At 37.6% G+C, this 20,918-nt stretch carries 27 protein-coding genes; 14 read left to right on the top strand and 13 right to left on the bottom strand.

The window, feature by feature from the left end; all coding sequences use genetic code 11:
• Positions 1-2: 2 nt before the first annotated feature.
• The 5 genes from HMPREF9009_RS12645 to HMPREF9009_RS12625 form a co-directional block, all read right to left on the bottom strand.
• Positions 3-899: a DMT family transporter gene (locus HMPREF9009_RS12645; protein ID WP_049702423.1), complete on the bottom strand. Its 897-nt coding sequence runs from the start codon at positions 897-899 to the stop codon at positions 3-5.
• A gap of 157 nt (positions 900-1,056) precedes the next feature.
• Complete coding sequence (locus tag HMPREF9009_RS12640; protein WP_049702422.1) at positions 1,057-1,530, bottom strand: hypothetical protein; 474 nt, start codon at positions 1,528-1,530, stop codon at positions 1,057-1,059.
• A gap of 502 nt (positions 1,531-2,032) precedes the next feature.
• The gene (locus HMPREF9009_RS12635) at positions 2,033-2,794 is read right to left on the bottom strand and encodes a Fic family protein (protein WP_049702421.1); all 762 of its coding nucleotides are present in this window, start codon (positions 2,792-2,794) and stop codon (positions 2,033-2,035) included.
• 2 nt (positions 2,795-2,796) lie between these two features.
• On the bottom strand, positions 2,797-3,537 hold the full coding sequence (locus tag HMPREF9009_RS12630; RefSeq protein WP_049702420.1) for a Fic family protein: 741 nt from the start codon (positions 3,535-3,537) through the stop codon (positions 2,797-2,799).
• Between the two features lie 9 nt (positions 3,538-3,546).
• Complete coding sequence (locus HMPREF9009_RS12625; protein ID WP_049702419.1) at positions 3,547-4,209, bottom strand: helix-turn-helix domain-containing protein; 663 nt, start codon at positions 4,207-4,209, stop codon at positions 3,547-3,549.
• 139 nt (positions 4,210-4,348) lie between these two features.
• On the opposite strand from HMPREF9009_RS12625, the gene HMPREF9009_RS12620 reads away from it, so the two are divergent.
• The 6 genes from HMPREF9009_RS12620 to HMPREF9009_RS12595 all read left to right on the top strand — a co-directional run bounded on the left by HMPREF9009_RS12620 (position 4,349) and on the right by HMPREF9009_RS12595 (position 9,384).
• Positions 4,349-4,591: a hypothetical protein gene (locus HMPREF9009_RS12620; protein ID WP_049702418.1), complete on the top strand. Its 243-nt coding sequence runs from the start codon at positions 4,349-4,351 to the stop codon at positions 4,589-4,591.
• 106 nt (positions 4,592-4,697) lie between these two features.
• Positions 4,698-6,053, top strand: coding sequence for a DUF3987 domain-containing protein (locus HMPREF9009_RS12615; RefSeq protein ID WP_049702417.1), 1,356 nt, complete (start codon positions 4,698-4,700; stop codon positions 6,051-6,053).
• Positions 6,054-6,186: 133 nt separating this feature from the next.
• Positions 6,187-7,227, top strand: coding sequence for a toprim domain-containing protein (locus HMPREF9009_RS12610; RefSeq protein ID WP_049703312.1), 1,041 nt, complete (start codon positions 6,187-6,189; stop codon positions 7,225-7,227).
• A 157-nt stretch (positions 7,228-7,384) separates the two neighbouring features.
• Positions 7,385-7,768, top strand: coding sequence for a MobC family plasmid mobilization relaxosome protein (locus HMPREF9009_RS12605; protein WP_049702416.1), 384 nt, complete (start codon positions 7,385-7,387; stop codon positions 7,766-7,768).
• On the top strand, positions 7,734-8,654 hold the full coding sequence (locus HMPREF9009_RS12600) for a relaxase/mobilization nuclease domain-containing protein (RefSeq protein ID WP_049702415.1): 921 nt from the start codon (positions 7,734-7,736) through the stop codon (positions 8,652-8,654). Before HMPREF9009_RS12605 ends, HMPREF9009_RS12600 begins: the two co-directional genes overlap by 35 nt.
• 4 nt (positions 8,655-8,658) lie before the next feature.
• A complete protein-coding gene (locus HMPREF9009_RS12595) occupies positions 8,659-9,384 on the top strand; it encodes a hypothetical protein (RefSeq protein ID WP_049702414.1) in 726 nt (241 codons plus the stop codon).
• Between the two features lie 49 nt (positions 9,385-9,433).
• Here the strand turns inward: HMPREF9009_RS12595 and HMPREF9009_RS12590 are convergent, their stop codons facing one another.
• The 8 genes from HMPREF9009_RS12590 to HMPREF9009_RS12555 all read right to left on the bottom strand — a co-directional run bounded on the left by HMPREF9009_RS12590 (position 9,434) and on the right by HMPREF9009_RS12555 (position 14,912).
• Positions 9,434-9,760 carry a helix-turn-helix domain-containing protein gene (locus HMPREF9009_RS12590; protein ID WP_049702413.1) on the bottom strand — a complete coding sequence of 109 codons (327 nt, stop codon included), beginning with the start codon at positions 9,758-9,760 and terminating at the stop codon, positions 9,434-9,436.
• 130 nt (positions 9,761-9,890) lie between these two features.
• Entirely contained in the window at positions 9,891-10,310 is a 420-nt protein-coding gene (locus tag HMPREF9009_RS12585) for an RteC domain-containing protein (RefSeq protein ID WP_049702412.1), read from the bottom strand.
• The gene (locus HMPREF9009_RS26200) at positions 10,264-10,503 is read right to left on the bottom strand and encodes a hypothetical protein (RefSeq protein ID WP_083444191.1); all 240 of its coding nucleotides are present in this window, start codon (positions 10,501-10,503) and stop codon (positions 10,264-10,266) included. Before HMPREF9009_RS26200 ends, HMPREF9009_RS12585 begins: the two co-directional genes overlap by 47 nt.
• Positions 10,504-10,847: 344 nt before the next feature.
• Entirely contained in the window at positions 10,848-11,570 is a 723-nt protein-coding gene (locus HMPREF9009_RS12575; RefSeq protein WP_049702410.1) for an SDR family oxidoreductase, read from the bottom strand.
• Positions 11,571-11,646: 76 nt separating this feature from the next.
• Positions 11,647-12,069 (bottom strand): DUF4377 domain-containing protein, encoded by a 423-nt coding sequence (locus HMPREF9009_RS12570; RefSeq protein WP_049703311.1) that lies wholly within the window; start codon positions 12,067-12,069, stop codon positions 11,647-11,649.
• A 95-nt stretch (positions 12,070-12,164) separates the two neighbouring features.
• Positions 12,165-12,749, bottom strand: coding sequence for a Crp/Fnr family transcriptional regulator (locus HMPREF9009_RS12565; protein WP_049702409.1), 585 nt, complete (start codon positions 12,747-12,749; stop codon positions 12,165-12,167).
• Positions 12,750-13,010: 261 nt separating this feature from the next.
• The gene (locus tag HMPREF9009_RS12560; protein WP_049702408.1) at positions 13,011-14,183 is read right to left on the bottom strand and encodes a site-specific integrase; all 1,173 of its coding nucleotides are present in this window, start codon (positions 14,181-14,183) and stop codon (positions 13,011-13,013) included.
• 312 nt (positions 14,184-14,495) lie between these two features.
• Positions 14,496-14,912, bottom strand: a complete 417-nt coding sequence (locus tag HMPREF9009_RS12555; protein ID WP_049702407.1) for a hypothetical protein — start codon at positions 14,910-14,912, stop codon at positions 14,496-14,498.
• Positions 14,913-15,040: 128 nt separating this feature from the next.
• On the opposite strand from HMPREF9009_RS12555, the gene HMPREF9009_RS26195 reads away from it, so the two are divergent.
• The 8 genes from HMPREF9009_RS26195 (at position 15,041) to HMPREF9009_RS12510 (ending at position 20,911) form a co-directional block, all read left to right on the top strand.
• The gene (locus HMPREF9009_RS26195) at positions 15,041-15,298 is read left to right on the top strand and encodes a hypothetical protein (RefSeq protein WP_049702406.1); all 258 of its coding nucleotides are present in this window, start codon (positions 15,041-15,043) and stop codon (positions 15,296-15,298) included.
• A 2-nt stretch (positions 15,299-15,300) separates the two neighbouring features.
• A complete protein-coding gene (locus tag HMPREF9009_RS12545; RefSeq protein WP_049702405.1) occupies positions 15,301-15,687 on the top strand; it encodes a helix-turn-helix transcriptional regulator in 387 nt (128 codons plus the stop codon).
• 295 nt (positions 15,688-15,982) lie between these two features.
• Positions 15,983-16,306 carry a hypothetical protein gene (locus tag HMPREF9009_RS12540; protein WP_049702404.1) on the top strand — a complete coding sequence of 108 codons (324 nt, stop codon included), beginning with the start codon at positions 15,983-15,985 and terminating at the stop codon, positions 16,304-16,306.
• A gap of 9 nt (positions 16,307-16,315) precedes the next feature.
• Positions 16,316-16,579, top strand: a complete 264-nt coding sequence (locus HMPREF9009_RS12535) for a hypothetical protein (RefSeq protein WP_049702403.1) — start codon at positions 16,316-16,318, stop codon at positions 16,577-16,579.
• Positions 16,580-16,583: 4 nt separating this feature from the next.
• Positions 16,584-16,775, top strand: a complete 192-nt coding sequence (locus HMPREF9009_RS12530) for a hypothetical protein (RefSeq protein ID WP_049702402.1) — start codon at positions 16,584-16,586, stop codon at positions 16,773-16,775.
• A 2-nt stretch (positions 16,776-16,777) separates the two neighbouring features.
• Complete coding sequence (locus HMPREF9009_RS12525; protein ID WP_049702401.1) at positions 16,778-19,840, top strand: CHC2 zinc finger domain-containing protein; 3,063 nt, start codon at positions 16,778-16,780, stop codon at positions 19,838-19,840.
• A gap of 249 nt (positions 19,841-20,089) precedes the next feature.
• Positions 20,090-20,611: a DNA N-6-adenine-methyltransferase gene (locus HMPREF9009_RS12515; RefSeq protein ID WP_162487428.1), complete on the top strand. Its 522-nt coding sequence runs from the start codon at positions 20,090-20,092 to the stop codon at positions 20,609-20,611.
• A 21-nt stretch (positions 20,612-20,632) separates the two neighbouring features.
• The gene (locus tag HMPREF9009_RS12510) at positions 20,633-20,911 is read left to right on the top strand and encodes a hypothetical protein (RefSeq protein WP_049702399.1); all 279 of its coding nucleotides are present in this window, start codon (positions 20,633-20,635) and stop codon (positions 20,909-20,911) included.
• Positions 20,912-20,918 lie beyond the last annotated feature (7 nt).

Genomic DNA, 20,918 nt, shown 5'->3' with positions numbered 1-20,918 from the left:
AGCTACAAATAGTTACCCCCAAGAAATTGCGGGTGAGCCAATATTACCACACTCACAGCCAACAGAATTAAAATAATCCCAATAGCGCTATTCAGAGTAAATAATTCTTTAAACACAAAAACTCCGATCACCACAGCTGTCAATGGTTCCATCGCACCTAAAATAGATGTCAACGTAGGCCCTGCATATTTAATAGCCCGTACCAATGTTATATTAGAAATGGCTGTAGCCGGTAATGCAAGTCCCAAAATAATCAACCAGGTATAACCGTCAGCTACCAGCTGAAGCCCGGAAGTAGTCAAAGCACCTATAAAATAAAGAACGGTTCCTAACCCCATAACATAACAAGTCAGTACAGTGGAATTGATTCGAACAGCGCGTGTCATTCGTACGCCAACAATATACCCCGCATAGGAAAACACAGAAACACAAGCTGCTACCAGTCCGACTATCGTATCACCATTTTTCGCCTCCAGTTCCCCCGATGAAAGCAAGGCCGCTCCTAACAAGGACATGGAGACCGCAAACATCACCCAAAGGGATTTCTTTTCCTGAAAGAAGTACATCATAACTAGAGATACCGCCAACGGATACATAAAATGAATGGTTGACGCCACCCCGGTAGCTATATTCTGATATGCTATAAGCAAACTGAATGAAGTAACTGCCCTCAACAAACTTAATAAAAGAACAACTAAAAAATCTTTCTTTTCCAATCGAAAACTACATCCCGAACACCATCCGAACAGAGTCAACGCAATTGTCGCCACTCCCCAACGATAGGAAAGCACTTCGAAAGCTGAAAAACCTGCCAACAATAAAGTGAGGGAAAAGAACGGAGCCAGTCCAAAAGTAGAGGAAGACACCGCTGCATAAAGTATACCTTTTATACGATTCATCAATCTATTCAACTAATTTCCGATATTCATGGGTACAAAGATCATAAATATTTCTTTAATATCACCATTAATTTCACATTATCAGTTAATCGATCTACCCCCTAAATCAGTACAAGAAGATAAGTCTGATACATTTCCTCCTTATAAATATAACCTTTTAATAATCCTCAATAACTGTATTTCCAAAAATACCCTTTTTGATAATTTTTCTATGACCATCACTACTTTCAATTATTTCGTTCCCAAAAATATCTTTTTTAATGGTTGTTCTATTGCCTTTGCCATCTTCGATAATAGTATTCCCAAAGATATCTTTTTTAATCGTCTTTCTATTACCTTTATCATCACGAATGATGGTATTTCCAAAAATATCCTCTTCAATAGTCTTTCTATTGCCTTTATCATCACGAATGGTGATATTCCCAAAAATATCTTTTTCAATGGTCTTTCTATTGCCTTTATCATCACGAATGATGATATTTCCAAAGATATCCTTTTCGACAGTCTTTCTCTCTTGATTAACTCCAGAATACTCATAATTGTCTTCAATAAGATTTGCACCATAGCTCTTTATTATATAAGGAGCCAAAATAAATTGGGTAGCAAATAGGATAAATAAAATCTTTTTCATGGCGTTTTTCTTTTGGTTTATAACAAAAGTAACGCAGGAAAATCATAAAAAACTAGTGAATACTATAATTGTCGATAGGGAAAAGCCTAAAATAAAGAATTAAACACAGTACCTATTGTACCATACCATAATGCGGGAATTGACGAGAGCACTCAGCAGGAACAATAGATTTCTCTTCTAAATAAAGAATAAAGCAGGTATTCAGACTGAGCCGAATATTCTCAAATTTTCAAGTGGTCCCCCGAAACGGTCTCCGTAAAAAATAAGCCCTTGAAAGTGCTTGACTCTCAAGGGCTTTAAAGTGATAGTTGAGGTTCCTGGCGGATTTTAAACTGCCAAGATAATCCTTTTATTTCCAGTTGATTAGAATATCTTTAGCTTCGCTACTGTAAAACAATTGTAAAACAAATATTCTGTTTAAATCGTTTATTAACAATCACAAAGATAAACTGATAATTTTGATTTGCAAAGAAAAAATGGAAAGATTTACTCCATTTCTTCATTAAGCCATGATAGACAAGTATTTTTGCAAAGCAGCTATCTCCGCTTCAACAACCAACTTTTGAAAGTCTTCCGGCAAATGTTCTGTATGCGATTTCTCTAATGCCATGTAATAGCTTACCTTTGCATCATTACTACCTTTCAAAGTAATAATAACGTAACCATTACGAAGAAGGTATAAGTTCATCAACAAACGAGAAGTACGCCCATTGCCATCTATAAACGGATGAATCCGCACCAGTTCGTCATGCAGGTAGGCAGCAATAAGAACAGGATGTACCTTTTCTTTTTCCATTTGCTTGAAACGGAGAATAAAATCTTCCATTTGCTTCTCTATCAGATACGGTTGTGGTGGCATATGTGTACTACCTGAAATCATAACAGGAACGGTGCGGTATCTCCCGGCATTTCCCCGGTCTATTCCATGGAGAATAAGGGCGTGTATTTCTTTGATGGTACGTTCGCTTATCTCTATATCTTGTTTGGCTATATCTTTAATATAGCTGATAGCTTCCGTATGATTGATTGCTTCCAAATGTTCACGCATGGATTTTCCGGAAATGGTAACGCCTTCGTTTACTACAAGGGCTGTTTCCTGCAAAGTGAGTGTATTGCCTTCTATACGATTACTTTCGTAGGTGTATTCAATATCCAAAGCATCCTGAATCTTTTTCAAAGCTTCTTCGGGCAATGGACGCAAAGCCGATAGCTGTTCTTTAAGAACATCTACCTTTTTCAGCATAACATTCATATTTTCATTCATGGTTACTCTATTTCTTTAATTCGTTCCACTTGTTTATTCAGGAAGTAATCGGCATACGGAGAATAATTTCCTGTTTCATAAAAGCCAATCAGCCCTTTCCTGTAGTTCAGTATATCGGCATCCCTTGAAGAATAAACTGGGATAATATCAGCGTTCATCAATGCAATACTTTCCATCATTCGGGAGGTACGTTTGTTCCCGTCTATAAAAGGTTGTAGTTTGGCAATGTTGCAATGAATATAAACGGCTCGCTCCAATGGATTTGTATATTGTTCTTGTTGATAAAGTATTTCATTCAACTTTGCCCGAATATCATGCAAATCCTTTGGCGGTATATATTCCGTGCCGCTAATACGGACAGCCCTTGTTCTTAAAAAGCCTGATTCTTCATCAGAAACCAACCCGGTAGATATAGATTGATGCACCCTGAACAAAGTGCGCTCATCTATCACTTCCTGATTTTTCCCTTTATTGATATACTCCAGTTCAGAGATGAAAGTATTATATAAATTCTTCAACATCTTGGCATCCTCATACTTCTTTTCGGAAGTAATGCCATCTTTGAGCAATGCTTCTGTTTCCACATAAGTATAGGTATTACCTTCTATCTTACCGGAATAGTAGCACCATACCACAGCCAAATCCTTTATTTCATTTGAGCGCAAATCCGATAGCTTTGCCAAAGGATGATTCAAAATGAATTGCGCCTTTTCCTGCTGCTCTTTATTAAATATCTGTTCCATAGTTTATGGTCAAATCTTGTTATTTCCTATAATACTCTTGCTTTCATAATACTTAATCCTGCCTTTAAGTTCATCAATATCTTTCTTAATGGAATCAGAGATAGGAATATTATGCTTATCCAAAAAGGCTGTGAGCTTTTGAAGTTCTTCCTGTACTTCCATTTTTCGGATGCCGTAATAATAGGTAGAAGTGAAATCAAATTCATCTTTGGTCATCAATACCCGTGCCACATCTTTAGGAGTTGTCTTGTCGGTGATATGAACATCTGTTTCCAGTAAAGAGGAAATGTACTTTAAATCCGAAGCATCAGGACTATACTGTTTTTTTAGTACATCAAAATAAGAATTAAACTTTTGTTCTTTAGCATCCCATTCAAGTTTCACCATTCCAAAACCGTGAATTGAGTAAGCTATCACCTTCTTAATAAGTCCTTCCAGTTCTTCCTTACTGATACAAACCCCATCTGATGCACCGGCAGAATAGTTATCGAAAAAATAGGCTGGTTCTACATTAAAATATTGAGCCATACTTAATAATGTATCTATTTTAGTAGAGTTAGCCTTGATAATTTTATGCAAACTCTGCTCCGTCATACCTAATTCGATGGCAGCCTGTTTCATTGTTACGTTTTTCTTTTCGCACAACTCCTTTATTCTTTCAAGATGAACCATATAAGTGTATTTAAAAGTTAAATACTAAACTATTAGTTTAGCCTTAAATATATTATTTCTATATTTGCAGCATCAAAGATAAGAAATAAAATTTAGTGTTCAAATAATAAACAGATTTTCTAACTAAAAAAGTAGAAGTATGGAAACAGTAATTGTAACTACAGAATCCGCTATCGAAAAGATAATGGAAAGAGTATTGGATAAGAAGTTGCCAAAGCCTCCTGAATCGGATGTAGAGAAGACTTATAGTATTAATCAAGTAGCCAGAATGATGGGACGCTCACACAAGAAAATTTCAGACCTTGTGGCATCAGGCGTGCTAAAGACTACTGTTGATAACCGTATTTTTGAGAGTTCTATTAAAGAGTACAATAACAAGTAAAGCCATTTACTAAACTAAAAGTTGAATTAAAGATTCTTTTTCATCCACCACTTGAAAGAGCAAGGTAGCGTTTCTGCAAAGGGACGCTACCCAACAAGGAACTAACATGACAATACCCAAAGAAACAAATATCTGCATATCAGAGCTAAAAGAGGAAGATAGCTTTCCTGTTTCTGTATTTCCTAAATTGATAAGGGAAATTATAAACGAAACGAAATCCACTCTGAACTATCCTATAGACTTTATTGCTTCCGCTATATGCTTTACCTTATCCGTAGGTATCGGCAACAATTTTGTAGCGAAGGTAAAGGAAGGTTGGAATGAACGTGCCATCTTGTACATGGCAATCATCGGACGTTCAGGAGTAAACAAGAGCCATCCGCTTAGTTTTGCCATGCAGCCATTATTTGAACTGGATATTAAATCATCCGTAAAATATCAGAAAGAGCGAAGAGAATATGAAAAATACATTCTTGCTTGTAAAAAAGAGAAAGAAGATAAGGAGCAAACAGCAGAACCGATATTGAAAAAGTTTATAGTATCGGATATTACTCCTGAACGGCTTATCACCATCCATCAGGATAACAAAAGAGGAATCTGCCTGTATGTGGACGAACTGATGTCATGGCTAAAAAATTTCAATCGCTATAATAGCGGTTCGGAAGAGCAATTTTGGCTATCCGTATTCAGTGGAAAACCTATCATACTTGACAGACAGGGAAATAAGAACTCCGCATTCATCAAACATTCTTTTATATCTGTAATTGGCACGATACAAAAAGGACTACTCAAAGAACTGGCGAAAGGGGAAAGAAGCGAGAACGGTTTTATCGACCGTATTCTGTTTGTTTTCCCACCCAATCTGAAAAAAGAGTACTGGAACGAGCTTGAATTATCCACACACATAGTCCCTCTTTGGAACTCCATTGTAAAGAAATTGACAGACATCCAATGTGTGACTGATGAAGACGGAGAACTTGTACCGACCCAACTTCCTTTTAATACGGAAGCCCGTACACTGCTTTATCATTGGCAGCATAAGAATACAGATTTATGCAATAGCGAAATGAATGAAGTGTTAGTTGGCGTATATAGCAAGCTGGATATATATGTTATCCGCTTTAGTTTGATATTACAGCTCTCACGATGGGCTTGTGATGAAAGCGATAAAAAGGAAATAGACAGTACAAGTGTTGAAGGTGCAATATCAATCGTTGAATATTTCCGCATTACAGCCAAAAGGGTACAAGGTATAACAAACTCATCCGCTATGTTAGAACAGTTACCGACAGATAAACTTTCGTTATATAATGCTTTACCTGTGGAGTTCACTACAAGCGAAGGCATTACAGTTGCTCAAAAGCAAAATATCTCGGTAGATTCATTCAAACGCTTTTTAGCAGACAAAAAAGGAAAACTATTTGAAAATGTCAAGCATGGAAGATATAAGAAGCTGATTTAATAAAGTCCGCATTTCTCACACTTTCCACATTTTGACTTATTGTCAATTGATTATCAATAATGTATATGTGCGCATAAAAGTAGAAATCGCCACACTTTATGCCACTGTTAAAATAAAGGCGAAGATAAAGATTATGACTTATCAGGAAGCTAACAACATAAGTATCAAGGACTATTTAGAATCATTGGGCATCTTGCCCGTAGTGGATAAACTTTATTACGGTATGTACCACAGCCCGTTACGGCAGGATGATACACCCAGTTTCAAGGTGGATTACGGTGTAAACCTTTGGTGTGACTTTGGAACGGGCGAAGGCGGCTCACTTATCGACCTTGTGATGAAACTGTACGAATGCAACGCTTACGGGGCTATCAGCCGACTGGAACAGGGTTATTACTCTGCCAATACTTTTTCTTTTCAAGGGAAAAGTATTTCAGAAAGGAATGCGGCAAAGGAAGAAAAGAAACAGCTTGCCAGCCCGATAGAAATCCGTAAAATCCAGCCGTTACAGAATCCGGCACTCATTAACTATCTGAAAAGCCGGAACATTGCGCCCGAAGTAGTGTCAGACTATGTGCAGGAAATGTATTACTGTGTAAACGGAAAACCGCTTTTTGCGCTCGCTTTCAAGAACGATGCAGGAGGGTACGAACTACGCAATCCCGGCTACAAGGGCTGCACCTCTCCCAAAGACATTACACGCATACAGTTTGCAGGAAAAAGGAACAATGCCTGTTTCGTGTTCGAGGGATTTATGGACTATCTTTCTTTCCTGACTATCCGCCATAAGAATAGCCCGACTTATCCCTGTATCGACTGGCAGGATTATATTATCCTGAACTCGACCGCCAATGTGGATAAAGCATTATACCCGTTAGGCGAGTACGAAAGGATACACTGCCTTTTGGATAATGACGAAGCCGGACGTAAAGCCACCCAAGCCATACAAAAGGAATACGACTGGCGTGTGCGTGATGCTTCACACTTGTACAGCGGACACAAAGACTTGAACGACTACCTATGTCAAAAGTCCAGCCAGCCAACGGAGAGGATGCAGCAGCGGAGCAAACCAGTACAGCCAGAGAAGCAAACACAGTCTACCAAGCAGCTGAATCAAGAAGAGAAAAACAGACAGATTCCCGGTGAAAAAAGAAAAAGGGGCAGACGCCTGTAGTCAAGAGAACAGGTAAGGCATACCAACGACAAACAATGTGATTTAGGAGAGCAAGGTTATGTTTCGGTAGACCGAAACCCCTTGCTTTGCTCATCGCAAAGAGAAATTTCTCCCGTTGGTCGCAATTTCTAAGATACCACCTAAAAAGCAAAAACGTATGACAGAGATAAGAAACAAGTCAGGAGGTCGCCCGGCAAAGAACCGGATAGACAAGCAAAAACGGGTAGTAAGTACGAAGCTGACAGAGTTACAGTACTACGCCATCAAGAAGCGAGCCGGAGAATCCGGTCTGCCTATTAGCGAATACGTCCGGCAAGCGGTTGTTTCGGCAGAGGTAATACCCCGGCTAAATAAACAGGATGCCGACACTATCCGCAAGTTAGCCGGAGAAGCCAACAACCTCAACCAGCTTGCACATCGTGCCAATGCAGGAGGTTTTGCGCTCGTGGCTGTGGAGCTTGTGAAACTGAAAAATAGGATTATTGAAATCATAAACCTGTTATCGGATGATTGGAAAAATAAAAAAGGGAAGCGGATTTAAAGGCTGTGTGAACTATGTACTTGGCAAGGAACAGGCAGCTTTGCTTCATGCGGAGGGAGTGTTAGCCGAAAGCAAGCAGGACATTATCCGTAGTTTCTGTATGCAAACAGAAATGAATCCCGGTTTGAAAAAGCCAGTCGGACATATTGCGCTAAGTTATTCGGTAGTGGATGCTCCCAAACTGACAGACGAGAAAATGGTACAGTTGGCGCAGGAGTACATGCGTGAAATGAAAATCACCGATACGCAGTACATCATCGTACGGCATCAAGACCGGGAGCATCCGCATGTGCATATTGTATTCAACCGGATAGATAATAACGGTAAAACCATTTCAGACAGTAACGATATGTACCGGAACGAGCAAGTTTGCAAAAAGCTGAAAGAAAAACACGGACTGTATTTTGCCAAAGGAAAAGAGCATGTGAAACAGTATCGTCTAAGAGAGCCGGACAAAACGAAATACGAGATTTACACGGCTATAAAGACTGAAATCGGAAAATCAAGGAACTGGCAGCAGCTACAAAAGCAATTAGCGGAAAAGGGTATCGGCATCCAGTTCAAATACAAGGGGCAGACGGATGATATACAGGGCGTTTCCTTTTTCAAAGGTGAATACACGTTCAAAGGCTCGGAGATTGACCGCAATTTCAGTTTTTCAAAATTGGATAAATATTTTGGGGATGCAGGGCTAACGGTAGCCGGAAGCAACAAACAGATGATTACCGCACAAGTACAGGAGCGAGTAATAAACAAAAGTGATAATTCGCTACTGGCAGGTTTAGGCGGTCTGTTTTCCGTTTCATCCTCTCCGGTTGACGAAACACCCGACAACCCCGATTTGAGAAAGAAGAAGAAAAAGAAGAAACGACAATTTAAGTTATAAGCGTATGGAAGAAAATTTGATTTTAGAGGGGCTTCTCTCTATGGTTACTGAACTGAAAGAGAAACAGGAACAACAGGTAATACCAGCCAGCCGGGAAGAAACGGTTAATCGGTTGGAGGTTATCGAGCAACGCATCTTAGAGGTGCAGGACAAATCCGGCATACCTGAAAATACGGTGCGGAATATTCTAAGCCAAATCGCCAGTATCAAGAAAGGGCAGTCCGAGAATCAGAAACAAGACCTTGAAGATATAAAGGGGCTTATTGTGGCTTCACATAGGTATTTCAAGGAGAAACTAAAGATATTGTTTCCGGCTGACACACACCTACCGGAAAAGACAGAATCCAGTTCTTTGTACGACAAACTCCTAAATGGGGTTACTCTCTACCTGAAACCGAAGTTCTTTCTTTTTTCAGCAGGAATACTCATTTGCCTTGTGTCGTTAGTCCTGAATATCCGCTTTGCGGAACGGATGCAGCAGTTACAAGATAATGATATAAAATACCGTTATCTCCTGATGAAAGGAAAGGCAGACGGAAGCAGTTTAGATTTGCTGGAAATGAATTTCAGCTGGAAACGGGATAATGCTTTTATTCAAAGCATAACAGATATGGTTATAGATTTTGAATACCGTAGCCGTAAGCAAGCGGAAGCGTTGGAACGTGCAAGGCTGTTGGACGAGCAAGCCAAACAGTTAAAAAAGGAAGCGGATAAGTTAAGGAAGCCATAGAAAAGAGAGAGCCGGAGCAAGTGATACCTACTACTCCGGCTTATTTGTCTTACTTCTTTTCCCCGAACTGTTTTTCAAAGTTACGGAGCATAACCGCATTAAACCGTTCCTTAATGAATGCCCGGACATCCGAAGCCCGGTAATAGACTTTTCCGCTAATCAACATATAGGGAAGTTTGTTTTTGCTTCGTAGTCGTTGCAAAGTTCTGATACTCACTTTGAATAGTAGAGATAAATCCTGATTATCCAGCAGGTTATCATCTTCAGGTAGCACCTTATCAGCATTACACAGTATCCGTACATCCTTGCAAAGCTCATCCAATTTATCAAATAGCTTTTGCATCCATTCCTTGAAATCATAGTTTTCTATATACATATTTGCTTCATTTTTCAGATTATACTTTAGTGGTTGTCAATCGATTGATGAAGCAAAGTTCAGAAAACCAGCGCAAAGAATTTACGAGGTAACACATGGAGTCCCCTATAAATAAGTCATAAGTCACTGATTATCTATATCCTTTTTTGTTATGTTCGTTTCGGATAAGGTCAGCCAGTCCATTAAGAAATTCGGTCAGCTTACCCGGCTTTCGCTTTATTACGTCCTCATGCTTTTGATGATAGTCTTTCAGTTGAATGTTAAACACCCACTCAAAAGCTTTAGACAAGTCGGAGAGGAAAGCAGGTTTGCCATTTTGATAGACGATACGTTTGGAGAGGAACAGACCGCTGATGATTTCCATTATATCAATCAGATTTGTTTTGTCTGCCAAATAGAGAGGGGGAAAAGGTTGTTTGTTAAAGTGTGGTTTGAATTGTTCCGGGTACTTGATACGCCATTCAACAAGGTGTATTTCATTGTTCAGTAATCCTATCACTTCATCAATGAGATACAAATAAGGCATTTTTTTCTTGCTCAAACCGCACACGGTACGATTTAAGTCTATGCAATCCGAAAGAAAGGTAACGTAGTAAAACGCTGTTATCCTGTTCGTTAGTACTGAAATCGGCTAAATAGTTAGCTAATTCTTCAATAGCTTCTGTAAACTCTGTTACAGATACTTTACGTTGGGAGCATTCCGATAGTAATCGGAAGAAACTTTGCTCTAACATAGTTCTCATAATAATTGAATGTTGATTTATTTGATATTCATTTATTGTTTGTGATGTAGAATGCGAGTATTATTATTGCTAAAAGGCTAATAGTGATATAGTTCCAAATCTTATTGGACGGAATTAGTCCAATACATATAGATGCAATAGCAAATGAAATGCTTTTTAGCATTAATGTATCTGCAATGAATAATCCGACTATAAGATTTCCTAATGATACATTTAGTAAGCCTATATTCAACTTTGTTTTTTCTTTCATAAATCGAATGTTTTATAGTAAAAGCTTCAACATAAATCAGACTTGATTTTTTTGTTGAAGCTTTCTAATCTTTTAGATGCTATTTTTTGAAAAATTATATGATACTCTTTTTCATTTCAAAAACAATATCCTTAATACATACATTTGGTGATAAGTTTAGTAAATAACGAATGGTGTTTAAAATATCATCAGGCTGTACCATTTCATCATTTTTGAAAGGAGTTCCGGCTTTCTTCGCCATTTCTGTATTAACCCAACCGGGACATAAAGAGGTTACATGTATTCCTAACGGAGCTAATTCACGATATAAAGACTCTGCTAAACCCAAAAAGGCAAATTTAGTAGAACCATAAATACCACCGTCAGGAAACCCATATTTGGCAGCACGAGATACTATATTAAAAATATAGCCTTTCCCTTGTGCCTTCATAATGTCAGTTACAATTTTTAAAACACTATATTGGGCTATTACGTTAATTTCCATAATCTTCCTATAGTCATCAACGGACTCATTTAAAGAACCGTCCATGAACATAGCGGCAGCATTTACAAGAATATCAATATCTCCATATTTTTGATGAATGTTCCTAAGTTCACAATCTACTTTTGTACTATCTGTTAAATCTAAAGGTAGTATAATTGGGGACTGTATACACTTTCCCAATAGCATAATTTCATTACATACTTTGTTTAAATTTTCTTCGTTTCGAGCTATCAATACAACCTGATAACCATCATTAGCTAAACCTTTAGCAACTACAGCGCCTATTCCTTGACTGGCTCCTGTAATAATTGCTATTCCTTTATAAGTTTCCATAATCTATATATTTATAAGTTTTTCTTTATCTATGAATGTGTGTCAAACAAAAAAGCCCTGAAACAATTCAAGACTTTCAATTAGTGTGCCACCAATTTGGTATGAAATTTTCAGGAAGCCCTTGAGAGCCTTTTTTCTCCTTGGAAATAATTTCAATAAGCTTATATTCACTCCATACAGGAGTGCCACGCCTATAATCTAAATAGTTTGTTTCACTTATCTTGATTACATATTCATAACCATTCTTATAATCAAAATCTTGTATGTCTGCAAACTGCTTCCATTCTTGTGATTTATCCTTTTTTACAGCATACACATCTGTTAAAACATTGACGCCAATACCCACAATACCTTGTAGCTTTTGTGATGCAACAGTTAAAATATACTCTTGATAGCCAGTTTCTTTTGACTCATTCTCATCTTCATTTTTTTCGCAGCTAACAAAGCTGACGAGACAGATAAAGAACAAAAGTGTTTTTAATGAGTTCTTTGCTTTCATGTTTTTAATATTTTCGGCAAAGAAAAGCAGTATAAAATGAAAAAGCCTTGAATTATTTCAAGGCTCGTATGATATGAAAACGTTACTAAGTTTTTTTAACAGATATGTTTCTTGTTTATGCTATTTCGAATATGGCTAATTGTTTCGGGTGTGACCTGTAGGAATGAAGCCATTTCTTTTAATGTTATATAATCTTGAAAATCAGGGCATCTTTCAGTTAAGTCCATGTATAGTTCTTCTGTGTTTTTACAATAAAAATCTAATAAACGTGTGTATGCCACCATGAATAACTCTTCCGCAAGAACACGTCCTGCAATTTGTGCATCTTCATTCGTATTGAAAAACTTTCTAACTTCTTCTAATGGTACATAGTATATTTTACAATCAGTTACTGCCTGAACTGTAACCAAAGAAGTTATATCTTTCTTTATAAGAGAAGCATAGTCACCAACATATTCACCTTTAAAGACATAACCTACAATATGCTCATTTCCCCTATTATCTATTCGTGTATATCTGAAAAAGCCCTCTACGACATATGCTACATATTTAGCTACAGAACTTTGTTCTACCAAATATTCTTTCTTCTTTATCTCTTTATACTTTCCATGTGATAAAAAAAACTCTTTAAAGACAGAGAGTTCTGGATGTTCCGCATATTTTTGATTAAAGTTTTTCATAAACTAATCTTTTCTACAAAAGTACTAAGAAAATTTCAATCGCTTATAAGCTTTGTTCTATGATTTTTTATCTTTATATCCAAAACGGACTAAACCTATTTAGATTGACAGAGAGATAAATACTGGCGAAAAGAAAAAAAGTAATTGGTATTTTCTTCCTTCGTCAACTTTATCTCATCCGCATTTTACTCGCATTATCAAATCATTAATTTACATACTGTTAATCCTAAAAATGCGGAAAGTGCGGAAAATGCGCCAGTCCTATATTATCCACTTATCTCTCATTTCTTTCACAATATCTTCATCATGCAAGTGTGTGTAAATATCCTTGATGTCATTACCTTCTGCATGTCCCATAATTCGCTCTGCTATTCCGTCACGAATGCCTTTTTTGGCAGCAATCGTCCGGAAAGAGTGACGTGCCCGATGAAATGTCATTGTTTTGTCTATTTTCAAATCAGCCATTATATCTTTCAAATAACGGTTTGTCGGCTGATTGGATATAGGTAGGAAAATCTTTTGGCATGGTTCACCATTCCCAAGCAAAGCTACTACTACAGGCGAAACAATAGGAATCTTGTAGGTTACACTGGTCTTTGTACGTTCATTACACAATATAAGGTAAGTTTCACCAGTATCAACTTTAATCGGCTTGATGTCCGAATAGGTAAGGATGGAGAACTCGGCAAATGACAAGCTGGTATAACAGCTAAACAAGAACTCTCTTAATACCTCTTGCTTTCCTTTACTATATTCTTTCTTATCGTATGCACTTTGTAGCCTTTTAAGTTCTTCTTCTGTCAGTACATCATTATTCTGTGCCTTGATATTTTTTTTAATTTCAAATTTTTCATAGGGATTCTTTGCCAGCTTCTCCTTATCGACAGCGATACCAATCAGGAATTTCAAGTTAGAGTGCTTCTTATAAACAGTGGAAAGAATATTGCCAACTTCCAGTTCGTGATTATGGAACTGCTGGATAAAGTCCAAAGTAATCTCACCAAAAGAAAGGGTAGGTTTCCATTCTTTCATGGTATTGATTAACTTGTAATAGTTAGAAATCGTTCCGGCTGCCCGGGATTGCTTTAGCTGCTCTATCTCATTCTCTATGAAAACATAGAAATCCGTATTGCCGTGATGCTTATCTTTAAGGCGTTCTAAGAATTGGGGCAGAGGCAACGGAGCAAAGAAATTCTCCATAACAATCGTGTCTGCCTTCTGATAAACTTCACTGATGGCTTTGTTGTAGTAGTAACAACGAGGTTCGGAAGCACGTACCGTATTCGATACTTTATTCCAATGCTTAGGTAATACCGCTATGTTCATACTGATTAAAGTAGAACGGCGGTAGGCAGTGTAACGCAGACAAACCATTTGTTTGCCTTCTTTGGTTGCGTAATCTTTGCGCAACTCAATCTTAATCGTAGCTTTCATTACAATTTTTCTCCGTTTTACTGTAAAACAATTGTAAAACAAAAGCTGAAAATTATGAAAATTCTTCTTCCAATCCTTCCACCACAGAGGACGTAAGTAGCTGAAAAACAAAAGGATTAGAAATTTTCATTCTAATCCTTTCTTACTTTTGGAGGTTCCTGGCGTACTATTTTCAGTACTAATAATCAGAAATCTACCTCGTAAGCGGGCTACAAACGTAACCGGAACCGAAACATTTTCTTAGTTTCTAAAGTTTCTATCTCTTGTTATTTCTCACTATTTATTTAGGGAATTTTCCCCCTTTAATAATCGTCATCCTGTTTTATTTTTGGAATCATCCAGTAATTCCAATCTTGTTCTCAAAGATGCGTTTTCTACGAGTAATCTCCTGTTTTCACATTCCAATTCCTTATTCTTATCACGCAAAAAAAAGACTAAACTGTCACTATTCAAGTTGTTAGGAATATCGGATGCTTTCGCAGGCTGATCGTTCACATACATAGTACCCTTACCAGTCATTAACCATTCGGCACTTAAGTTTGTGTAAGCACACAAGATTCGTTCTATACTATCTGAATTCATAGATGACCTATTCTTTAAAGCTTTACCTATAAGACCATTTGAAAGGCCTGCTGCGACAGTCAAGCTATTAGAATTCAATCCTTCAGTTTTCATAAAAAACTCAAGTCGGTCTATAAATGTCTCTTTAGCAATAGAACTATTCTCCATTATTTGTTTTCATTTATAGAACAATTCGCAATAAAATATCCACTTTATTAGAAATGTTCTCATAAAACATTTGCAAATAGAGAAAAGTTCTCTATATTTGCACAGTGATTTCAAAATTATTGCAACAAATGTACAACAAAACTAGAACATCCGCAATAGCGAAAAAACGCTATTCGTTTAAAAAAGGATATCTGCAAGTCTCTTTAGAAGATAAAGACAAGCTCAAATCAGACTTGACACAGGTTTTAAATAACCCATCACGATCGTACTTCTCAAAAAAACTGAATGCCGGGATTATTGATATTTCTGTAACTCTATTCTCGGCAATTACAGAAGTCTTTAAAAAATATGATATAACAGACTGTTGGACCATTGAAGATATGTAGTTATGAACTTAAAAGTCACACTTGCAAAACGGGAAAACGAAATAGCCGAATGTGTTGCGTGGGGAGGCTCATATAAAGAAACAGCTTCACTGCTACAAATCAGCGTACGGACCGTAGACAACACCCTTCGTAAAGTCAAAGAGAAATTAGGACTAAATAAGATCAACGAAATTTCAGCATGGTGGTTTTGTACGCACCACAATATAAGCTTTGACTTATCCCCTTTTGTTAGAAGACAAGTATCGGTTATACTACTTTTCTTGTTCATCGGTGGAGAAATTACGATCATTACAGACTCAACATATACAGTACGCCGTTCTCGCAGAACACGTACTGAATATCGAGTCAGAAGACAGGAAACTTCTATTAATCAACCATATATTATTTAATCAAATTACGCACAAGGAATGCGTCCGGGATAAACCCGGTATTTTAGTTATACATTTTCTATATTCAAATGAGGAAATAGAAGTTTATCATTATTAATCATTAAAAACGTGCTTAAGGAGGCATGTAGGGTATCCAATCCCTGGTTAGGTTTGTTACACAAGATTTGCCGGGTGAAATTCCCGGCATACGGGTAATGGTGTAAGGTAGCATAACGGAGTGTTCAGCATTTCTCTGTTGGCTGGGTTCGAATCCCAAATACCCACTATTTCTATTATTAACATAAAAGTAAACGTCATGGAAAACTTTGAAGAAACAGAAAAACGTATAACTTCCGCAATGAATGAAATTTCAAATATTATTAAATCAAATAATATGAGTGCTCTTTGTTTTTTTTATAAAGAGCAAGATTCTCTCGTTGCCACTCCGGCAGTAATTACCGGTTCCCCTATCAATATCATACCAGCTATAGTACAGATCATGCAAAACTCATTTATTGCCCGTAATATCATTTTAACGGCCTGTGACTATTATAGATTCCAAGAAAAAGAGAAGATAGAAACAAAGGAGATGCCTCAATACTTAAAGGAATTTATTGAAGAGCTGTTAAATGAATTATAATAGTAAGCTATGAAAGTTGTTCACTCCCCCAGCCCATCCACTCAAAAAAGAGAAAAGATAAATCTTTTTGAGAACGATGATCCGGAAGAAGTTGCAGCTCTTTGTCAGCAATCTGTTCAGCTAGAATCAAACAAGATATTGTTAAGAATAGACGCCCGGACGCAAGTTCTCGTTGATCCCAAAGATGCAACATCTGAATATGCGGAAAAACTACGGCAACGGTATAAGTTAAATTATCACCATAAAGCCGTAGGAGGGCGTAAAAAAAGATAATACTATGTATGTAGACATTGACAATCGTGGTTTACTCACCATTAATGATATTCATCCAGAAGACGCTCAACATCTTTTAAAGATAATTCAGCAGGCAGACGCGCAACTTTTATCCAGTCCTATTGAAGTCCTTAGAAAACAGCTTCATTTGCAACTCAAAGAACTTGTTTTCTCCGTACCAAATAAAAAACCATAGCTATGAATTTTACTGATGATGATATAAAACGCATCAAAGACGCATCAGCCAGCCACCTAATTGATGTGGTACAAGACTTCCAGAATCTTCGTAAATCTGGGACTAGTTACATATGTGACTGCCCTGTATGCAAAGCTTCGAAGAAGTTTAGCATACACCCGGTCAAAGATATTTATGGATGCTTTTCTTGCCATCAAGTCAACGGAGTTGGTGCACTTGACTATTTAATGAGAGTCGAAAAAAAAGAATTCCCAGATGCTCTCGAATATCTGGCACACAAATTCAACGTAATTCTTGATCAACGTCCGGAACAGAAAAAAAAGCAGATCGAGAAAATGAAGAAAGGAAGTAAAAAAGCTAAAGGCAATGATGTCTGCAGCTTTTGTTCTAAAATGCTTTCTGATTCTGGATTAACTTTTGAAGATGTCACAGCCAAGATATATAAAACCGGTGATACGAAATCAATTTTCGAGGCACGTACATTTCATCCTGGTACCATAAACGGATCCGGAGAGATTGATTCATCCGGAGATGACGTGATTATAGAATATTATGATCTCGAAGGCATGCCGGTTACCTATTCCAGGAAAGATCATCGAAAAAAAGACACAGGTGAACGGAAAGAATATTTTCGGGTACGATGGCAATTTCCAGATGCACATTTAGACAAAGAAGGGAAACCATTCAAATATAAATCACCTTCAGGAAGTGGTACGCCTATCTATATTCCAGAAAAACTGCGCCGTATGTATAAGGAGAAAGAGCAAATCCCCAGACTCTATATCCAGGAAGGAGAAAAAAAAGCAGAGAAGGCTTGCAAACACGGAGTTCCCTCAATTGCTGTTTCTGGCATTCAAAATTTAGGTAGTAAAGAAAACAGCTCTCTTCCGGAAGATCTAGTAAAGATCATCACAACATGTGGTGTTAAAGAAGTTGCATTCATATTTGACTCTGATTGGGATGATATCAGCACTAATATCCGACTTAATGACCGTGTCGAAAAACGTCCTTACTGTTTTTTCTACGCTGCCAAAAACTTCAAAGAGTATATGCGTACTCTTAAGAATCGAAATATCTACGTAGAAGTTTTTGTTGGCCACATTCAGAAGAATGAAGCTGGAGACAAAGGTCTGGACGACCTGCTTTCAAATACCCTTAAAGATCATGAAGATGAATTGGCAAAGGATATCGAATTTGCGTGCAATCAAAAAAAAGGTCTTGGAAAGTATGTTGAAATGTTCAAGGTTACAACTTGGACCGATCACAAATTACAAGAGTTATGGTGTCTGCATTCTCATGAAGCTTTTGCCGAACGTCATAAGGATATTCTCAAAAACCTTCCTGAATTTGTATTCGGAAGATACCGATGGAAGTTTGATGACACAGGCAAAGTTGTCCTAGCACAACCTTTCGATGATGATGAAAAATTTTGGGAAGAAGTAGAGAAAAAAGACCGGGGAGGAGACCCGCGTATTGAATATCAATTCTGCTATGTCAATTCCCATAATTTTCTGCAAAATCGCGGTTTTGGTCGTCTTCGTCGTCTTGACAAAACCTATCAGTTTATTCACCTTGATCCACCGGTCGTCCAAGCAATCGACGCATCGGATGCACGAGACTATTTATTTCAATTTGCAAAACATTATTGTAAAAAGGAAGTAAACGAGATGCTTATCAAAGGGGTATCTCAATATGTAGGTCCGGACAAACTATCACTTCTCAATTTCATTGAACCGAATTTTATAAAGCCTAATAGAGAAAGCCAATATTTTTATTTCGATACCAAATGTTGGTACATAACCAAAGACAGTGTACAAGAAATGGGATACGAGAATATCAGCCACCATATATGGGCAGAACAACGAAAAATGATTCCCTCCAAATACTTGGGCTACCCATTAATCACTTTCAAGGTAGATCAAGAAAATCATTATACCTATTCTATCTCAAAAGATGGGGAAAAATGCCATTATCTCCTTTTTCTAAAAAATGCCAGCAATTTCTCCTGGCGGAAGTCTGAAGTAGAAAAAGATGCCGATGAAGAGAATGAGAATCGAATTCATCTTTTAAGTAAGTTATGTGCCATAGGTTATATGATAATGGAAGCTAAAGATAATAACGTTTCAAAAGCTGTTGTCGGAATGGACGGAAAACAATCCGAAGTAGGTGATTCCAATGGCCGAAGTGGTAAATCTTTAATTGGGGAACTCATGCGCTGCGCTATTCCCACAGCTTACATACCTGGAAAAAGAAGCGACCTCTTCAATGATCAATTTGTTTGGAATGATGTACTTGAAAATACTAAGCTAGTATTCATTGATGACGTACTGCAGAACTTCAATTTTGAATTTTTATTCCCCAATATTACCGGAGATTGGAGTGTTAACTATAAAGGAGGCAGAAGGATTACTATACCTTTTTCCGCATCTCCCAAAATCTACATTGCCACCAACCATGCAATTCGTGGTAGTGGCTCCAGCTTTACTGATCGACAGTGGCTCCTTGCCTTCTCCGATTATTACAACGATTCACGTAAGCCTATTGATGACTTTGGTACACTCTTTTTCTCCGAATGGGATTTCGACCAATGGAATCTCACTTGGAACTTATTGGCCAACTGCATACAGCTCTATCTTCAGTTTGGAGTCGTGCAAGCTCCAGGAGAACGACTCGAACAACGGAAGCTTCGCCAAGAAATGGGCGAAACCCTCATATCCTGGGCAGACGAATATTTCTCCTCAAATGAACATTTAAATCAGCGTCTTGTCCGGAAGGACTTATATGATGCCTTTTGTACATATGATCCTGCTCAAAGGAAATTCATATCACCGACTGCATTCAAAAAGAAGTTCATTATGTATTGTGACTGGAAAGGCTACATATTCAACCCACATAAATACGACAGTAAAACTGGCAAACCTTTCCAACTGGATAAAGATGGTCGTCCTATCATCGATGATAAAGCTGGAGGAATAGAATATTTTACTGTTGGAACAGGATCCTATACAGGAGATGGGATTCCAGAAGATGATTCTACAAATGAACAAACATTAATAGACTTTTGAGAATATGGAAAAGTTAACAATACAGCAAGTCTGCCTCAAATCAGACAAACTTAAAAAAGAAATCATAAAACGGCTAAAGTGCCAAATAAGAGACTTTGAAGTAGTACAACATGAAAGTGAGATAAGTATACACTGGTACGCTTATTATCCTGATAATCCACATATAGAAATCCCGTATGGTTGGATGATAAGCACAATTGACTGGTCAGAGAAATGGCTACACATGTATGCTTCTCACAGAGATATCTTATGAATAAAACAAAGATAGAAATGAATGTCAGTTTTCAAACAGCGGAGAAGGGAGGCAAATCCGCTACAACAGAATGGTATACTCCCCAATATATTATAGAGGCTTTAGGTGGTAAGTTTGATTTAGATCCATGTGCACCATTTATAGAATGGCATACGGCTAACAAATGTTTTACCAAAGAAATAGACGGTTTATCTAAGGTTTGGGAAGGTAGAGTATTCCTTAATCCGCCTTATACCAATCCTATCATTAAGCATTTTGTTCGTCGATTGGCCGATCATGGAAACGGAATTGCTCTTCTTTACGCTCGATGTGATAATAAGATGTTCTTTGAAGACGTCTTCAATCGAGCAGCCTCTATCAAATTTCTTTGTGATCGTATTTACTTTTTTCGTCCAGATGGTACAAAGGGGGATCGTCCGGGATGTGGTTCCGTCTTGATTGCTTACGGTAAAGAATGTGATAAACTTCTTCAAAACTGCAATTTACCAGGTAAGTACATCTCATTATCGAATTATTAATTAGCGTAAAACAAAATAGAAATGAATGGAGAACAAATAATACCGCCAATCACCGACCCGTCAGGGCAAAGTTGGAAACAACCGCATAGACGTTACATTGAGTTGGATAAAACTCATGCACTCATGAGCGAACAAACTTTTAAAGGGTTGCCGGAGTATTCTTATACCATACCGACCGGAAAGTATGAGGGTAAAATGTGGCGAGCCAATAAATATGGCAAATGGTATCTTGCATGGTACGGACCAGCCCCAGAACCCGGCTACTTATCTATCGAATGGAGAGAAATATTAATTGCATAAAACAATA

The organism is Bacteroides sp. 3_1_13 (assembly GCF_001185845.1).
Taxonomy (GTDB): Bacteria; Bacteroidota; Bacteroidia; order Bacteroidales; family Bacteroidaceae; genus Bacteroides; species Bacteroides xylanisolvens.
The sequence above is the reverse complement of the archived record's forward strand: the minus strand, read 5'-3'. Positions and strand labels throughout refer to the sequence as shown.

Bases quoted from the DNA above. Each gene is read 5' to 3' on its own strand.
- HMPREF9009_RS12645 (WP_049702423.1), bottom strand. From the start codon at position 899: ATGAATCGTATAAAAGGTATACTTTATGCAGCGGTGTCTTCCTCTACT.
- HMPREF9009_RS12640 (WP_049702422.1), bottom strand. From the start codon at position 1,530: ATGAAAAAGATTTTATTTATCCTATTTGCTACCCAATTTATTTTGGCT.
- HMPREF9009_RS12635 (WP_049702421.1), bottom strand. From the start codon at position 2,794: ATGAATGAAAATATGAATGTTATGCTGAAAAAGGTAGATGTTCTTAAA.
- HMPREF9009_RS12630 (WP_049702420.1), bottom strand. From the start codon at position 3,537: ATGGAACAGATATTTAATAAAGAGCAGCAGGAAAAGGCGCAATTCATT.
- HMPREF9009_RS12625 (WP_049702419.1), bottom strand. From the start codon at position 4,209: ATGGTTCATCTTGAAAGAATAAAGGAGTTGTGCGAAAAGAAAAACGTA.
- HMPREF9009_RS12620 (WP_049702418.1), top strand. From the start codon at position 4,349: ATGGAAACAGTAATTGTAACTACAGAATCCGCTATCGAAAAGATAATG.
- HMPREF9009_RS12615 (WP_049702417.1), top strand. From the start codon at position 4,698: ATGACAATACCCAAAGAAACAAATATCTGCATATCAGAGCTAAAAGAG.
- HMPREF9009_RS12610 (WP_049703312.1), top strand. From the start codon at position 6,187: ATGACTTATCAGGAAGCTAACAACATAAGTATCAAGGACTATTTAGAA.
- HMPREF9009_RS12605 (WP_049702416.1), top strand. From the start codon at position 7,385: ATGACAGAGATAAGAAACAAGTCAGGAGGTCGCCCGGCAAAGAACCGG.
- HMPREF9009_RS12600 (WP_049702415.1), top strand. From the start codon at position 7,734: ATGATTGGAAAAATAAAAAAGGGAAGCGGATTTAAAGGCTGTGTGAAC.
- HMPREF9009_RS12595 (WP_049702414.1), top strand. From the start codon at position 8,659: ATGGAAGAAAATTTGATTTTAGAGGGGCTTCTCTCTATGGTTACTGAA.
- HMPREF9009_RS12590 (WP_049702413.1), bottom strand. From the start codon at position 9,760: ATGTATATAGAAAACTATGATTTCAAGGAATGGATGCAAAAGCTATTT.
- HMPREF9009_RS26200 (WP_083444191.1), bottom strand. From the start codon at position 10,503: ATGAGAACTATGTTAGAGCAAAGTTTCTTCCGATTACTATCGGAATGC.
- HMPREF9009_RS12575 (WP_049702410.1), bottom strand. From the start codon at position 11,570: ATGGAAACTTATAAAGGAATAGCAATTATTACAGGAGCCAGTCAAGGA.
- HMPREF9009_RS12570 (WP_049703311.1), bottom strand. From the start codon at position 12,069: ATGAAAGCAAAGAACTCATTAAAAACACTTTTGTTCTTTATCTGTCTC.
- HMPREF9009_RS12565 (WP_049702409.1), bottom strand. From the start codon at position 12,749: ATGAAAAACTTTAATCAAAAATATGCGGAACATCCAGAACTCTCTGTC.
- HMPREF9009_RS12560 (WP_049702408.1), bottom strand. From the start codon at position 14,183: ATGAAAGCTACGATTAAGATTGAGTTGCGCAAAGATTACGCAACCAAA.
- HMPREF9009_RS12555 (WP_049702407.1), bottom strand. From the start codon at position 14,912: ATGGAGAATAGTTCTATTGCTAAAGAGACATTTATAGACCGACTTGAG.
- HMPREF9009_RS26195 (WP_049702406.1), top strand. From the start codon at position 15,041: ATGTACAACAAAACTAGAACATCCGCAATAGCGAAAAAACGCTATTCG.
- HMPREF9009_RS12545 (WP_049702405.1), top strand. From the start codon at position 15,301: ATGAACTTAAAAGTCACACTTGCAAAACGGGAAAACGAAATAGCCGAA.
- HMPREF9009_RS12540 (WP_049702404.1), top strand. From the start codon at position 15,983: ATGGAAAACTTTGAAGAAACAGAAAAACGTATAACTTCCGCAATGAAT.
- HMPREF9009_RS12535 (WP_049702403.1), top strand. From the start codon at position 16,316: ATGAAAGTTGTTCACTCCCCCAGCCCATCCACTCAAAAAAGAGAAAAG.
- HMPREF9009_RS12530 (WP_049702402.1), top strand. From the start codon at position 16,584: ATGTATGTAGACATTGACAATCGTGGTTTACTCACCATTAATGATATT.
- HMPREF9009_RS12525 (WP_049702401.1), top strand. From the start codon at position 16,778: ATGAATTTTACTGATGATGATATAAAACGCATCAAAGACGCATCAGCC.
- HMPREF9009_RS12515 (WP_162487428.1), top strand. From the start codon at position 20,090: ATGAATAAAACAAAGATAGAAATGAATGTCAGTTTTCAAACAGCGGAG.
- HMPREF9009_RS12510 (WP_049702399.1), top strand. From the start codon at position 20,633: ATGAATGGAGAACAAATAATACCGCCAATCACCGACCCGTCAGGGCAA.